The 14,133-nt window shown below is 69.2% G+C and carries 16 protein-coding genes; 13 read left to right on the top strand and 3 right to left on the bottom strand.

All coding sequences use genetic code 11. From position 1 onward, the window contains the following. Positions 1-4 precede the first annotated feature (4 nt). From panC to queA, 7 genes are all read left to right on the top strand, one after another. Positions 5-847, top strand: coding sequence for a pantoate--beta-alanine ligase (gene panC / locus FHS97_RS08750; protein WP_184035930.1), 843 nt, complete (start codon positions 5-7; stop codon positions 845-847). Between the two features lie 109 nt (positions 848-956). Next, complete coding sequence (locus FHS97_RS08745) at positions 957-1,247, top strand: hypothetical protein (RefSeq protein WP_184035927.1); 291 nt, start codon at positions 957-959, stop codon at positions 1,245-1,247. A 65-nt stretch (positions 1,248-1,312) separates the two neighbouring features. Further along, positions 1,313-1,552, top strand: coding sequence for an exodeoxyribonuclease VII small subunit (locus FHS97_RS08740; RefSeq protein WP_028967147.1), 240 nt, complete (start codon positions 1,313-1,315; stop codon positions 1,550-1,552). Beyond that, positions 1,549-2,457, top strand: coding sequence for a polyprenyl synthetase family protein (locus FHS97_RS08735; protein ID WP_184035924.1), 909 nt, complete (start codon positions 1,549-1,551; stop codon positions 2,455-2,457). The genes FHS97_RS08740 and FHS97_RS08735 overlap by 4 nt, the downstream gene beginning before the upstream one ends. Before the next feature lie 15 nt (positions 2,458-2,472). Continuing rightward, positions 2,473-2,973 carry a pantetheine-phosphate adenylyltransferase gene (coaD, locus tag FHS97_RS08730; protein WP_184035922.1) on the top strand — a complete coding sequence of 167 codons (501 nt, stop codon included), beginning with the start codon at positions 2,473-2,475 and terminating at the stop codon, positions 2,971-2,973. 235 nt (positions 2,974-3,208) lie between these two features. Continuing rightward, on the top strand, positions 3,209-3,898 hold the full coding sequence (locus FHS97_RS08725; RefSeq protein ID WP_184035920.1) for a peptidylprolyl isomerase: 690 nt from the start codon (positions 3,209-3,211) through the stop codon (positions 3,896-3,898). Between the two features lie 19 nt (positions 3,899-3,917). Beyond that, entirely contained in the window at positions 3,918-4,943 is a 1,026-nt protein-coding gene (queA, locus tag FHS97_RS08720; RefSeq protein ID WP_184035918.1) for a tRNA preQ1(34) S-adenosylmethionine ribosyltransferase-isomerase QueA, read from the top strand. A gap of 107 nt (positions 4,944-5,050) precedes the next feature. Here queA and FHS97_RS08715 read toward each other — a convergent pair whose 3' ends face one another. Both FHS97_RS08715 and FHS97_RS08710 read right to left on the bottom strand, forming a co-directional pair. Next, complete coding sequence (locus FHS97_RS08715) at positions 5,051-6,097, bottom strand: ferritin-like domain-containing protein (RefSeq protein WP_184035916.1); 1,047 nt, start codon at positions 6,095-6,097, stop codon at positions 5,051-5,053. A gap of 55 nt (positions 6,098-6,152) precedes the next feature. Further along, positions 6,153-7,148, bottom strand: coding sequence for a ferritin-like domain-containing protein (locus FHS97_RS08710; protein WP_184035914.1), 996 nt, complete (start codon positions 7,146-7,148; stop codon positions 6,153-6,155). A 148-nt stretch (positions 7,149-7,296) separates the two neighbouring features. Here FHS97_RS08710 and FHS97_RS08705 point away from each other — a divergent pair, with 148 nt between their 5' ends. From FHS97_RS08705 to FHS97_RS08680, 6 genes are all read left to right on the top strand, one after another. Next, on the top strand, positions 7,297-7,881 hold the full coding sequence (locus FHS97_RS08705) for a sigma-70 family RNA polymerase sigma factor (protein ID WP_343053409.1): 585 nt from the start codon (positions 7,297-7,299) through the stop codon (positions 7,879-7,881). Continuing rightward, complete coding sequence (locus FHS97_RS08700; RefSeq protein ID WP_184035912.1) at positions 7,871-8,575, top strand: anti-sigma factor; 705 nt, start codon at positions 7,871-7,873, stop codon at positions 8,573-8,575. The genes FHS97_RS08705 and FHS97_RS08700 overlap by 11 nt, the downstream gene beginning before the upstream one ends. A gap of 128 nt (positions 8,576-8,703) precedes the next feature. After that, positions 8,704-10,716 (top strand): hypothetical protein, encoded by a 2,013-nt coding sequence (locus tag FHS97_RS08695; protein ID WP_184035910.1) that lies wholly within the window; start codon positions 8,704-8,706, stop codon positions 10,714-10,716. Next, positions 10,713-11,234 (top strand): TadE/TadG family type IV pilus assembly protein, encoded by a 522-nt coding sequence (locus FHS97_RS08690; protein ID WP_184035908.1) that lies wholly within the window; start codon positions 10,713-10,715, stop codon positions 11,232-11,234. Before FHS97_RS08695 ends, FHS97_RS08690 begins: the two co-directional genes overlap by 4 nt. After that, the gene (locus FHS97_RS08685) at positions 11,231-11,632 is read left to right on the top strand and encodes a TadE/TadG family type IV pilus assembly protein (RefSeq protein ID WP_184035906.1); all 402 of its coding nucleotides are present in this window, start codon (positions 11,231-11,233) and stop codon (positions 11,630-11,632) included. Before FHS97_RS08690 ends, FHS97_RS08685 begins: the two co-directional genes overlap by 4 nt. 135 nt (positions 11,633-11,767) lie before the next feature. Next, positions 11,768-12,655, top strand: coding sequence for an ATP-grasp fold amidoligase family protein (locus tag FHS97_RS08680; RefSeq protein WP_184035903.1), 888 nt, complete (start codon positions 11,768-11,770; stop codon positions 12,653-12,655). 9 nt (positions 12,656-12,664) lie between these two features. Here FHS97_RS08680 and FHS97_RS08675 read toward each other — a convergent pair whose 3' ends face one another. Continuing rightward, positions 12,665-14,113 carry an oligosaccharide flippase family protein gene (locus FHS97_RS08675; protein WP_184035901.1) on the bottom strand — a complete coding sequence of 483 codons (1,449 nt, stop codon included), beginning with the start codon at positions 14,111-14,113 and terminating at the stop codon, positions 12,665-12,667. Positions 14,114-14,133: the final 20 nt, after the last annotated feature.

Below are 14,133 nucleotides of genomic sequence, written 5' to 3'. Positions count from 1 at the left end.
ACGGGTGGAAGTGTATCGTGATCTCGCCAGTCTGCGTGCCGCGCTGGCGGAAGCGCGGGCCGGCGGGCGTGAGGTGGCGCTGGTGCCGACGATGGGCGCGCTCCATGCCGGCCATGTCGCGCTGGTCGAGGCGGCATGGCGGCCCGGCACGCTGGTGGTGGCGTCGATCTTCGTCAATCCGAAGCAGTTCGGCGCCAACGAGGATCTGTCGCGCTATCCCCGCAAGGAGGTCAGCGACATCGCGATGCTCACCGATGCGGGCTGCGACCTGCTGTGGTTGCCGCCGGTCGAGCAGATGTACCCGGTCGGCTTCGCGACCAACGTCTCGGTGGCGGGGGTCAGCGACGGCTGGGACGGCGCGGCGCGGCCGGGGCATTTCGACGGGGTCGCGACCGTCGTCGCCAAGCTGTTCAACCAGGTCCGTCCGACCCGCGCCTTTTTCGGCGAGAAGGACTTCCAGCAGCTCGCGGTGATTCGGCGCATGGTCGCCGACCTCGACTTCGACATCGAGATCACCGGCGTCCCGACCCAGCGCGAGGACGACGGGCTCGCGTTGTCGTCGCGCAACGTCTATCTGCTGCCCGAGGAACGCCAGAAGGCGGTCGCGCTGCCGCGCGCGCTGGGGGTGGCGGCGCGTGCGGTGCTCGGCGGGGCCACGGTCGACAAGGCGCTGGCGGATGCGACCGCGACGCTGGTCGCGGCGGGGTTCGCGGTCGATTATGTCGCGCTGGTCGATGCCGAGACGCTCGAAAGCGACCCCGCGCCCGGACGGCGGCGGCAGTTGCTCGCCGCGGCGCGGCTCGGCAACACGCGCCTGATCGACAATCTCGCCGTCGATCCGGCCTGATCGATAAGTTTGCTTATTGTCAGCGACTTAGATGATCGCGGCTTTAACCATTTGGTGAGCCGAATCGGTGCAAACCCCTCCTCACATTGAAGGATTGAGGGGTGATCCGATGGTAACCGATTTCGACACCGCGCTGCTGGCGCGCCGCATCAACGAAGCGACCCGCGGCGATACCGACGCCGCCTATGATCTGGGCGTGGCCTATTCGACCGGCACGATGGGTGCGGTGCTCGACCTGATCGAGGCGCACAAATGGTTCAACCTGTCGGCGGCGTGGGGCAATGATGCCGCCGCGGCGGCGCGCTCGGACATCGCCGAGGACATGACCGCGCGCGAGATCGCGACCGCACAGCGCGCCGCGCGCGACGTGCTCGGCGGGATGCAGCGCCGCGCGGCCTGATCGGTGCTGCGCTAACCTGCGGCATATCCTTGACCCGCCGCGCTTGCACAGCGCATAGCCGGGCCATGGAGAATTCGACCGAGACGCTGTCCTTCGAAGCCGGTCTGCGCGAGCTCGAGGAGATCGTCGCGCGGCTCGAATCCGGGGATACCCCGCTGGAGGAGGCGATCCGCCTGTACGAGCGCGGCAGCGTGCTGCGGCAACGCTGCGCCGACCGGCTGGATGCCGCGCAGGCGCGGATCGAGGCGATCCGTACCGGCGCCGACGGGCGCCCCGCCGCGGTCGAGCCGTTCGCCGCCGGATGAGCGTCGCCGCCAACGCCTCGCCGCAGCTGAAAGCGGCGCTCAGGGAAGTGTCGGCGGAGATGGACCGGCGCTTCGACGCGCTGTTGCCGATCCCGAACGATCCGCGCGCGGACCTGTACCGCGCGATGCGCCACGCCACGATCGGTGGCGGCAAGCGGCTGCGTCCGTTGCTGGTGTTCGCGACCGCGCGGCTGTTCGACGTCGCGCGCGATGCCGCGGCGCGTGTTGCGGTCGCGCTGGAGGCGATCCACGTCTATTCGCTGATCCACGACGATCTGCCCGCGATGGACGACGACGACCTGCGCCACGGCAAGGCGACCGTCCACAAGGCGTTCGACGAGGCGACCGCGATCCTCGCCGGCGACTGCCTTCACGCGCTGGCGTTCGAGGTGCTCGCCGATCCCGCGACGCACGCCGATCCGTTCGTCCGTGCCGAGCTGATCGCCGATCTCGCGCGCGCCTCCGGCCCGTCGGGGATGGCGGGCGGGCAGGCGATGGACCTCAAGGCCGATGGGACGCGCTTCGACCTCAACACCGTCACCCGGCTCCAGCAGATGAAGACCGGCGCGTTGATCGGCGCGGCGGTGGAGGGCGGGGCGATCCTCGGACGGGTCGCGCCGGAGGGCCGCCGCCATCTGCGCGGCTATGCGCACGACCTCGGGCTTGCCTTCCAGATCGTCGACGACTTGCTCGATGTCGAGGGTGATGAGCAACTGGCCGGCAAGAAGCTGCGCAAGGACGGCGAACAGGGCAAGGAGACGTTCGTCTCGCTGCTCGGCGTCGACCGCGCGCGCCAGCAGTCGCGGATGCTCGTCGACCAGGCGATCGACCATCTGCGCAGCTATGGCGAAGAGGCCGAACTGCTCCGCGCGATCGCGCGCTTCGTCATCGATCGTCGCGGCTGACCGGAAGGCTTGCTCATGCGTATCGGCGTCTATCCCGGCACGTTCGATCCGATCACGCTCGGGCATATGGACATCATCCGGCGCGGGGCGAAGCTGGTCGACCGGCTGGTGGTGGGCGTCACCACCAATCCCGGCAAGTCGCCGATGTTCTCGCTGGACGAGCGGATGGCGATGGTCGAGCGCGAGGTCGCCGCGATCGGCGGCGACATCCGTGTCGTCTCGTTCGATTCGCTGCTCATGGACTTCGCCGAGCGTGAGCGCGCGACGATGATCGTCCGGGGCCTGCGCGCCGTTGCCGACTTCGAATACGAATATCAGATGGCGGGGATGAACCAGCAGTTGAACGACCGGATCGAGACGGTCTTCCTGATGGCCGACGTCTGCCTGCAACCGATCGCGTCGCGGCTGGTGAAGGAGATCGCGATCTTCGGCGGGCATATCGGCAAGTTCGTCAGCCCCGCCGTTTGCGCCGAGGTGGTGGCGCGGGTCGAGCGCGACGGCCGGCGGGGGAGCTGAACCTTCTTTCGTCACTCCCGCTAAGGCGGGAATCCAGAACCTCTGACGCCTGCGCCCCTATCGATGAACCTGCGCGTCTGGATTCCCGCCTGCGCGGGAATGACGGTGCGGAGGGGCGCCTGCGCGAGGATGACAGGCGCGGATTCCTGTCTCACGCTCGCGCGCGTTCAGTTTGGCGCAAGCGCGTTTCTGGTCTAGGGCGAAGGGAACCCACTGATCCGATCCGAAAGACCCGATGCGCCCGTTCGCCCTTCTCGCCGCCGCGCTCGCCGCGACCGTGTCCGTCGCCGCTTCCGCCCAAGTGGACACGCAGGGCCGGCTGCCCGCCCCGCCGCTGAACGACAAGACCAACATCTGGGTGCTCGATCTCTCGACGGGCGGCCGGGTCGAGGTGGCGCTGCGCCCCGATGTCGCGCCGAAGATGGTCGACCGGATCAAGACGCTGACCCGTCAGCATTTCTATGACGGACTGACCTTCCACCGCGTCATCGACGGCTTCATGGCGCAGGGCGGCGATCCCAAGGGTGACGGCACCGGCGGCAGCACGCTCCCCGACCTGCCCGCCGAGTTCAACTATCTGCCGCACGTCCGCGGTGCGGTGGCGGCGGCGCGCGCCGAGAAGGAGGACAGCGCGAACAGCCAGTTCTACATCGTGCTGCAACCGCGCTTCCAGCTCGACAAGAAATACACCGTCTTCGGCCGCGTGCTGTCGGGCATGAACTATGTCGACGCGATCGAGAAGGGCGAGCCGCCGCAGACCCCGTCGCGGATCGTTCATGCCTATATCGCGTCGGACAATCCCCCGGCCTATCAGCCGCTGCCAGCCGCGGTCGCGCCGACGCTGCCGGGGACGCTTCCGACGCTGCCCGGCACCACGCCGGCCGCGGCGAAGCCCGCGCCGAAGAAGTCCGCTCCCCGCCGCTGACGCCCCGCCCGCTGCTACGATGAACGTCGATCTGTTCGACTTCACGCTCCCGCCGGAGCGGATCGCCTTGCGCCCCGCCGCCCCGCGCGACGCGGCGCGGATGCTGGTGGTCACGCCCGACGGGCTTGCCGACCGCACCGTCGCCGATCTGCCGGGGCAGCTTCGCGCGGGCGACCTGCTGGTCTTCAACGACACGCGCGTCATCCCCGCGCAGCTCGAGGGCATGCGCGGGTCGGCACGGATCGGCGCGACGCTCCACAAGCGCGAGGGGCCGCGCCGCTGGCGGGCGTTCGTCCGCAACGCGCGCCGGCTGCGCGACGGCGCCGCGATCGACTTCGGCCACGACGTCACCGCCACCGCGCACGACCGCGCCGAGGACGGCAGCTGGGCGCTCGTGTTCGCGGGCGAGGAGCCGGTCGAGTTGCTGCTGGAGCGCGCCGGGCGGATGCCGCTGCCGCCCTATATCGCGGGCAAGCGCGACACCGACGCACGCGACGCGCAGGATTATCAGACGATGTTCGCCGCCGAGCCCGGCGCGGTCGCCGCGCCGACCGCGGCGCTGCATTTCACGCCGTCGTTGCTCGCTGCGCTCGAGTCCGCCGGGGTCGAACATGCCACGCTGACGCTCCACGTCGGTGCAGGCACCTTTCTGCCGGTCAAGGCCGAGGACACCGCCGACCACCGGATGCACGCCGAATGGGGCCGGATCGACCCGGCCACCGCGGCGCGACTCAACGCGGTGCGCGCGCGCGGCGGGCGGGTGATCGCGGTCGGCACCACCTCGCTGCGGCTGATCGAGAGCGCCACCGACGCGGACGGCCGCATCCAGCCGTTCGAGGGCGATACCTCGATCTTCATCACCCCCGGCTATCGCTTCCGCGGCATCGACGGGCTGATGACGAACTTCCACCTGCCGCGCTCGACGCTGTTCATGCTGGTATCGGCGCTGATGGGGCTCGACCGGATACAGGCGGCCTATGCCTATGCGATCGAGCACGGCTATCGCTTCTATTCCTACGGCGACGCGAGTTTGTTGCTGCCATAGCCCGCTTCGGTCGCCCCGGACCTGATCCGGGGCCCGCTTCTTCTTCCTGGCCGGTGGTGAAGAAGAAGCGGGATCCCGGATCGGGTCCGGGATGACGGTTGGAGATATTACGACGAAAGCCCGACGCGCAGCGCGGCGTTGGGGTTGTTGGTGCCGTTCGGGAAGAAGCCCCCGCCGGTGCGGTTCGCGCCGGTTGCGTTCAGGTAGACGATGTTGTGCACCTGCTCGCTGCTGCGGCTGTAGGCGATCCCGTTGACGTTGGCGGGCACCAGATTGGCGGCCTTGTTGTCGTCGACCAGCCCCTGATCGTCGTCCGCGCCGATGCCGCGCGTCGTGTCGTCGGTCGGCTTGCCGTCGAGCAGGTCGCGCGCATCGGAAATCTGCGTGGTCGCGGTGATGAGCGAGGCGGTCGACATGCCCTTGGCGTAAAGGACGGTGCGCACGATCCCGGCGTGATACGCCTCGGCCGCGAGGATCCCCGCCGCCGCCTCCAGATAGGTCTTGTTGGTGAGCAGCGGTGCCGCGCCCTTATAGGCCGTCACCCCGACATCCTCGAACAGGAACGCGCCGAGCAGGAAGTTCTCGGGCGAGGAATAGGGGTTGAACGTATCGGTCGCCGTGATGACCCCCGCGGCGCGCGCCGCCGTGGTGAAGGCGCCGTTCGCGCCGCCGTCGATGTTGATGTTGGGCATCGCCACCGCCGCCGAGCCGAGCGCGGTGCGCAGAAAGGCGACATGCGCCGCCTCGTCGGCCGCGATCTCACGCGCATAGGCGCCGACCACCGGGTCCTTCGAGAAGTCGACCTTCGCGCCGCCGGTGACGGTGCCGCCGGCGGTGCCGCTGCCGCTGGCGGTCTGCGCCGCGGACAGGCCGGCGCCGGTGACCGCATACAGATAGAATTGCGCCTCGAGATATTCGAGGTTGAGCGCGAGGTTCAGCACGTCGCTGTCGGTGATCGCCGAGGGGGTCGGGGTCGGCGACGGCGTGGGGGTCGGTGCGGGCTGGTCAGGGTAATCGCCGTAACAGCCCGACAGCAGCGACGCGCCGCCCAGCAGCACCGCGCCGCCGCCGGCCGCCTTCAGGAAGCCGCGGCGCGCGGCACGGCGCGCATCGGCGGCGGACAGGATTTCGAGCGCCTTGAATGGATCGATCATCGGAAAAATTCCTTGAGAGCGTCAGGGGAACATCATCGGGAGCGCGCCGCCGCGCTCAGGTGGTCGACTTGATGTTGCCGTTGACGCCGTTGGGGAAGAAGCCGCCCATCGTCGCGGTGCCGGCGTTGAGATAGACGATGTTGAGCACCTGTCCGGGCGTGCGGCTGAAGGCGAGGCCGTTGCTGTTGAGCGGCGCCAGATTGGCGGTCAGCGTGTCGCCGCTGCCCGATGGCGCGATGCCCTGATCGTCGTTCGGCGCGATGCCGCGCACCTTGTCCTCGGTCGGTGTGCCGTCCAGCGCGTCGCGCGCGGCGGCGATCTGCTCGGTGGCGTCGATCAGCCCCTGCACGCCCTTGGAATAGAGCGTCGTCCGCACGATCGCGGCGTGATAGGCCTCGACCGCGAGGATGCCCGCGGCGGCCTCTAGGAACGTCTTGTTGCTGAGCAACGGCGCCGCGCCCTTGTAGGCGGTGACACCGACATCCTCGAAGATGAACGCGCCGAGCAGGAAATCGGTCGGCGAGGCATAGGGATTGAAGATGCCGCTGGTCGGGTCGACCACCTTTGCGGCGCGCGCCGCGGCGGTGAACGGCCCGTTCGCATCGCCGCTGATGTTGATGTTCGGCATCGCGACCGCTGCGGAGCCGAGCGCGGTGCGCAGGAACTTGACATGCGCCAGCTCGTCGGCGGCGATCTCGCGAGCATAGGCGCCGACCAGCGGATCGGTGGTGAAACTGACCTGCGCACCGCCGGTGACGGTGCCGCCGGCCGATCCGCCGCCGCTCGCGGTCAGGTCGCTGGTCAGCCCGGTGCCGTTGACGGCATAAAGGTAGAATTGCGCCTCGAGATATTCGAGGTTGAGGGCGAAGTTGAGGACATCGCTGTCGGTCACGCTGGTCTGCGCCAGCGCCGGATCGGCATAGGCGAACGCACCGCCGACCGCGGCCACGCCCAGCGCGGCGGTGAAGAAGGCGCGACGGTTCTCGCGCCGTCGGGCGCGGCCATCGAAGGTTTCGATCAGCAGATCCTGCTCGGTTCGGGCGTCTTGCATCGTCACTTCGCACCTCCCACACCCCACGGGGACGACACGGAACGTCTTCCTCAACGTGGGTAAAGTCAGGTACGAGGCGAATCCGGGTGCGGATGCGGGATCGTTAAAAAAGAATTGCGACGGGCGATCTTGCCAGTGGAGGGGTGCGGTGACGGGTAACGACACGCAGGCGGCGGAGACGCGAAGAGCGACGCTGGTCACCGCGCTGGCGATGAGCGCGACCGGTGACCGGCAAGCGTTCAGCCGCGTCTACGACATGACCGCCGCGAAGCTTTTCGGCATCTGCCTCCGTATCTGCGGCGAGCGGCAGGCGGCGGAGGACGTGTTGCAGGAAGTGTATCTGATCGTCTGGCGCCGCGCCGCCGGCTATCGGCCGGAGCGCAGCCATCCGGTCACCTGGCTGGCGACGATCGCGCGCAATCGCGCGCTCGACTGGCGCCGCTCGCCGCGCGGCCGCGCTTTCATCCCCGTCCCGGCCGGCGGCCCCGACGAGACGGTCGACGACGCGCCACGCGCCGACCAGGCGCTGGTGGCGACCGAGGACGGGCAGCGGCTCGATCACTGTCTCGACGAACTCGACGAGCGCCCGCGCCACGCGATCCGCTCGGCGTTCCTTGACGGGCTGACCTATGCCGATGTCGCGGGGCGCGCCGGGGTCCCGTTGCCGACGATGAAGAGTATCATTCGTCGTGCGTTGCTTCGTCTGCGGGAGTGTCTGAACGATGACGCCTGACGATCGCCTTCTCGCCGCCGAGCTCGTGATCGGCCTGCTCGCCGCGGAAGAGGCCGCGGCCGCGGAGGCACGGCGCGCGCAAGACGCCGATTTCGCCGCCGAGGTCGCATGGTGGGAGACGCGTTTCGCGCCGCTGTTCGATCAATATCGCGAGGTCGCGCCGCCGCCGTATCTGGCGGCGCGGATCGAGGCGATGCTGGCGCTGCCGCATGTCGCGGGGCGGACGCCGCGCGTGCACTGGCGCTCGCTCGCGATCGGGGCGACCGGCGGTGCGCTCGCCGCCTCGTTCGCGGCATGGCTGCTCACGCCCGTCGTGGTGACGGCGCCGGCCCCGCCGGTCACGACGCCGGCGCGCCCGGCCGGTCTGATGGTCGCGCAGCTCGCCTGGACCGACAAGGCCAAGGTGCCCGCGCCGGTCGCGATCGTCGAGCCGGCGCTCGGCTCGGTGCGGCTGACGCGCGGCGTCGACACGCCCGCCGACCGCGACGGCCAGTTGTGGCGGATCCCGGCGGGCGGCACGCCGGTGTCGCTGGGGCTGCTGCCGCGGGGCGGCGCGCGCGAGGTTCGCGTCGCGCTGGCCAACCTGCCCGCGACGGGGAGCACGCTGGCGATCTCGATCGAACCGCGCGGCGGGTCGCCGACCGGCCAGCCGACCGGACCGGTGGTCGCCGCCGGAACGCTAGAACGCTTGTGAGCGGACAAGCGCGTCGCCGGACGCGGATGATCGTATAACGTCCGATTGCCGCGCGTCTTACTTGATCTGAATTTATTTACGAAGCGGCCTTATTACCGGCGCGTGTGGAACCGCAGCAGACACGCGCCATGTGGCTGAAGACCCTCCTCGCCGATCGCGGCGGCGCGGTCAGCGTGCTGGCGGCGCTGTCGGCGGTCAGCGTGATCGGCATGGCCAGCTTCGCGGTCGACCTCGATCGCGGCTATGAGATCATGGTCGCCAACCAGCGTGTCGCGGACATGGCGGCGCTGGCGGCCGGCGTCGCCTATGGCGCCGCGAAGAACGAGGCGATCCTTCAGCCGACCGCGCAGGACCTCGCCACCGTCCACGGCATCACCAACGGCACCGTTTTCGCGCAGCTCGTGACCGACGTTCCCACGCCCGGCGCGAAGGCGGTGAAGGTCACGATCACCGTGCCGCTGACGGTGACGCTCGGCCGCGTGCTCGGGGTCGGCGCGAGCTTTCCGGTCAGCGCCACCGCCACCGCCAGCCTCGCCACCCAGTCGACCGCCGGTTGTATCGTCGGGCTGGCGAGCTCGGGGAATGCGATCGAGACGCAGGGCGGCGGCACGATCAACGCGCCGGGCTGCGCGGTCGGCGGGGTCGGGACGGTCGCGAACAACGGCAACGGCATCACCGCGAAGACGATCATCTCGGGCACGGGCGACATCATCAACAATTACGGCACGCTCGCCGCCGACCTGCTCCGCTACGCCGGGAGTTTCGTCAATCCGAGCTGGAACAACAACGTGCCCGGCGCGGACAAGCGCGTGAAGCAAAGCTCGACGGTCGCCGATCCGCTCGCCGACAATCTCGATCTCGGCAGCGCGCGCTCGTTGCTGGGCACGTGGCGCACCCCGGCGACGCTCGCCAACCCGACCACGCCGGCCGGGGGCGCGGTGTGGTCGTTCAGCGGCACGCCGTCGCCGGCGGTCGCAGCCTTTCGCAAGGGCAACAGCAGCAATTTCACCGTGCCCGCCGGCAAATATACGGTCGACACGCTCACGATCGGCGACAGCATGTCGGTGACCTTCAGTTCCGGGTCGACGGTGACGGTCGCCCGCGGCATCTCGATCGGCGGCGGGTCGACGGTGGTGTTCGGCGACGGCATCTACCGGATCAACGGCGGCTTTTCGAGCGGGTCGGGCGGCGTCACGTTCGGTGATGGCGAGGTGTCGATCGGGCAGGGCACGGTCAGCTTCGCGGGCACCAACCGCATCGGCAACGCCAGCGTCACGATCGTCGCGCCGCTGTCGATCAGCGGCGGCGCGACGCTGGCGATGGGGGCGGGGGCACATGCCTTCGGCGGGATCTCGGTCGGCGGCGGCAGCTGGCTGACGATGGGCAATGGCGCGCTCGACGTCACCGGCGCGATCTCAGTCGGCGGCGATTCGACGATCATCGCCGGCACCGGCGACGTCACGCTCTCCAACCCCGGCGCGCGCGCGATCGACCTGAGCGGCAGCGGGCGCTTCTTCATGGGCGACGGCCGCTTCAGCGCCAACGGCGCGGTGGTCACCGCGGGCGGCAGCCGATTGGTGTTCGGCAAGACCGCCAACCACCTCGTCAACGGCGACCTGTCGCTGGCGGGATCGGTGCTGTTCGGCGCGGGTCGCTATACGGTGAAGGGCAATCTCGTGAACGGCACCGGGGGCACGACCTGGGCCTATACCTCGCCGATCAACAACCAGACGTGGGGCGATTACCTCGGGGGCACCAGCGTTTCCGGCTATGACATGGCGGGGGTCGACGTCACCTTCATCCTGTCGGGGACGATCAATCTGGCGGGCGGCGCGAAGACGCTGCTGCTCGCGCCCGCGACGACGACCACCGACGGCGCGATCGCCGACATGCTGATCGACAGCCTGACCTCGACCGACACCAACTGGAGCGCCGGCGCCACCAACGTATTCAGTGGCGCGGTGCACCTCCCCAATTCGGCGCTGACCAGCAGCGGCGGGAACAGCACGCAATCGGGGGTACGCTGCTTCATGCTGGTCGCCTATCGCGTGACGATCACCGGCGGTGCCACCGCGGGGTCGACCTGCTCCGGGATCGCCGCGGGCGGCGCGGGCAGCGGCACGGTGGACCTGATCTCATGAGCCGACGCTTCCGCCTTCGTCGCTTGTCGCGCGACCGGCGCGGGGTGGCCGCGACCGAATTCGCGCTGTGGATGGTGCTGTTCTTCGTCACGATGCTCGCCGCGCTCGACATCGGCACCTTCTCGATCGAGCGCGCGCGGTTGGCGCAGGCGATGAGCAGCGCGTCGATCGCCGCGTTCAAGTCGCGCGACGCGGTCAACTTCACCGCGTTGCCCGGCTATCTCCGCGCCGCCGCGAACGTCACCACGCCGGGCGCGCTGACCGTCACGATTGGGTGCAACGGCGGGCAGAACAATTGCGTCAACACCGCGCGCACCTGTTCGTGCCTGACCGCGTCGGCGACGCTGGTGCCGGCCGGGAGTTGCGGGGCGCCGTGCGGCAGCGGGGCGTCGGCGAACAGCCAGTCGGGCTATTATTTGAAGATGACCGCCTCCTATCCGTTCCGCCCCGCGCTGCTGCCGCGCGGGCTGCTCGGTAACGGCGTGGTGTCGCAGGGCACGACGGTGCGGCTGCAATGATCCGCGACGAACGCGGCGCGACCGTAATCGAATTCGCGCTGATCCTGCCGCTGCTGCTGATGGCGCTCTTCGGGCTGATCGAGGGCGCGCGCCTAGTCTGGATGAACCAGGCGCTCGACCAGGCCGCCTACAGCACCGCGCGCTGCCGCACGATCGCCAGCACCAGCTGCGACAGCGCCGCGAAACAGGTCGCCTTCGCGGTGCAGCGCGCCAAGGCGAACGGCGTCACGGTCAATCCCGTCAATGTCGTCATCGACCCGTCGGCGACCTGCGGCGGATCGAGCGGCGCGCTGCTGGTGACGCTGACCGTCAGCTTCGCCTCACCGGCCGCCAGGCTGCTGCCGCTCCCGCAAACGGTGCGCGGACGGTCGTGCGTGCCGGTGCTACCCAAGGTGTGAGCGGTACCTCCGATCACGGTTGCAAATTGTAAAAAACCGACGTTCCGCCGCAACCCGCAAAAGTCTATGGGGCTGCCGTCCGCGGGCCCGTGCCCGGCGGGGAGCCGACGGCGCGAGGCTCGGGGGAGAGAGACGTTGGCGAACCTGCTGCAGACCGCGATGCGCGCGCTCTATACCGCGCTGCCCGCTAAGCAATCCTTGCAGGTGCAATCGCTCAAGGCGCTCGGCGAATGGCCGAACCTCGATCGGCCGAGCACTTTCAACGAGCGGCTTCATGCGCTCAAGCTCGCGCCGCACGATCCGCTGCTCCCGCTGCTCGCCGACAAGGTGCGCGTGAAGGACTGGGTCGCGGAGCGCGTCGGGCGCGACGTGCTGATCCCGACCTTGTGGTCGGGCAAGGTGCTGCCTGCGCAGGCGCCGTGCGACACGCCGTTCGTCGTCAAGGCGAACCATTCGTCGGGCTGGAACGCCTTTATTCGCGAACGCGACGATGCGGCGTGGGAGCGGCTGCGCGAGACCAGCGTGACCTGGCTCCAGGACGACTGGCACCCGTATCTGCACGAATGGTGGTACAACGACATCGAGCGTCTGCTGCTGATCGAGCCGATGATCGGTGAGAATCTGAACGACTACAAGTTCTTCTGCTTCAGCGGGAAGGTCCGCGCGGTGCAGGTCGACGCCGGGCGCTTCACCGATCACCAGCGCTCGTTCTTCGATGCCGACTGGAAGCTGCTGCCGTTCGCTTTCTCCTATCCGCCGATCGACGGCGCGGTGCCCGCGCCGCGGCATCTGGCGCGGATGATCGAACTGGCGGAGACGCTGTCGGCGGGCTTCGCGTTCGCGCGGATCGACTTCTACGATCTGGAAGCCGGGCCGCGCTTCGGCGAGATCACCTTCGCGCCCGAGGCCGGGTTCGGGCGCTTCATGCCGCGCTCGGCAGACCGGATGCTGGGCGAGTGGTGGGAAGAGGGCGAGCGCCGCGCCGCCGCCGCGCCCGATCGCGATCTGTCGATCGCGGTCTGAGCGCCACGTTCAGCGGCGGACGAACTTCGCCTTGATGGTCCGCACCTGGTCGAGCCGCAGCAGCAGGATCGCGGCGGCATAGACCAGCCCGCCGGCGGCGAGCGCGACCAGCGTCATCGGCAGGCCGGTGACATGCGCGAACGGCAGCAGCGCCGCCGCCATCGCCGCGCCCGCCACCAGCACCTTGGCATTGTCGCGCCCCAGCAGCCGGATGCCGAAGGTGCGCCGCGCGAGCAGCGCGCTGACCAGATAGCCGCTCGCCTGCGCCAGCAACGAGACGCCCGCGATCCCCATCAGCCCGTAACGATGCAGCGACAGCGGCCCGAGCAGGACGAAGGTCGCGATCGCCAGCGCCGGCGCGATCATCAGCAGCCGCATGTGCCGGGTCAGCTGGAACGCGACCTGCAGATGGTAGATGGTCAGCAGCCGCAACAGCGCCGCGGCGGTGACGAGCGGGAGCAGCGGCGCGCTCTGCGGAGCGAGGCGCGCGCCGAGCAGCAGGTGGCTGACCGGGCCGGCCAGCATCGTCGCGGCGACCAGCACCGGCAGGCACATCGCCACGTACATGACGGCATTGCCCTCCAGCAGCACGCGCGCCTTGTCCGGCCCTTCGTCCTCATAGGCGCGGACCATCGCGGGATACATGGTGATGTTGACCGCCAGCATCGCGAAGCCCAGCGTCTTCTGGAGCAGGTCGGCCGGCGCGGCATAATAAGCGACGCTGGAGATGCCGAGGATATGCTCGACCTGATAGCGATCGAGCACCCCGACGCCGTAGGACAGGCCGGAGCTGAGCATCAGCGGCGCGCCGAGCTTGAGCATCCCGCCCATGATCTCGCGATCCTCGCGCCGCGAACCGCTGAGGCGCAGCCGCCGCCAGACCGCATCGGTGGCGATCCCGCCGATCGCGGCGGTGCCCTGACCGATGATGACGCCCAGCAGCACGCCGGCCAGCCCGAGATGATAGCCGAGCACCAGCACCAGCGCGATCGCCAGCGACAGCGCCGACCGGGTGACGAGGACGCCGAACGTATGCCATGGCGTGTTGCGCGCGCGACTGACGATGTTGAGCATCGTCAGCGTCACCTCGCTGACCACGAACAGGAACAGCAGCCACAGCCATTGCGCGCTGAGCCCGAAGATCGTGCGCCCCGAGAAGAACAGCGTGGCGGTGACGATCGCCAGCGCGACGATAATGGTCAGCAGGATCGTGAACAGCGCATTGGCGCGGTCGGGGTCGATCCGCGTCGCGGCGGTCGGCGAATAGAGCGTCCGCGCCCCGACGATCCGCGCCCATTCGAACAGGATCGCGTTGATGAGCAGCGCGGTCGTGGTGATGAGCGTATAGCGGCCGAATTCCTCGGCCGGCAGCAGCCGGACCCAGAGCAGCAGCGAGACGAAGTTCAGCCCGCTGGAGATGCCGAGGCTGGCAGTGTTCAGAACGGCTGGGCGCGCCACGTTATTCCTCTTCTCACGAT

The organism is Sphingomonas endophytica, from assembly GCF_014199415.1.
Classification (GTDB): Bacteria; Pseudomonadota; Alphaproteobacteria; order Sphingomonadales; family Sphingomonadaceae; genus Sphingomonas; species Sphingomonas endophytica.
Note: the sequence above shows the minus strand (reverse complement) of the source record. Positions and strands in the feature narration are given on the sequence as shown.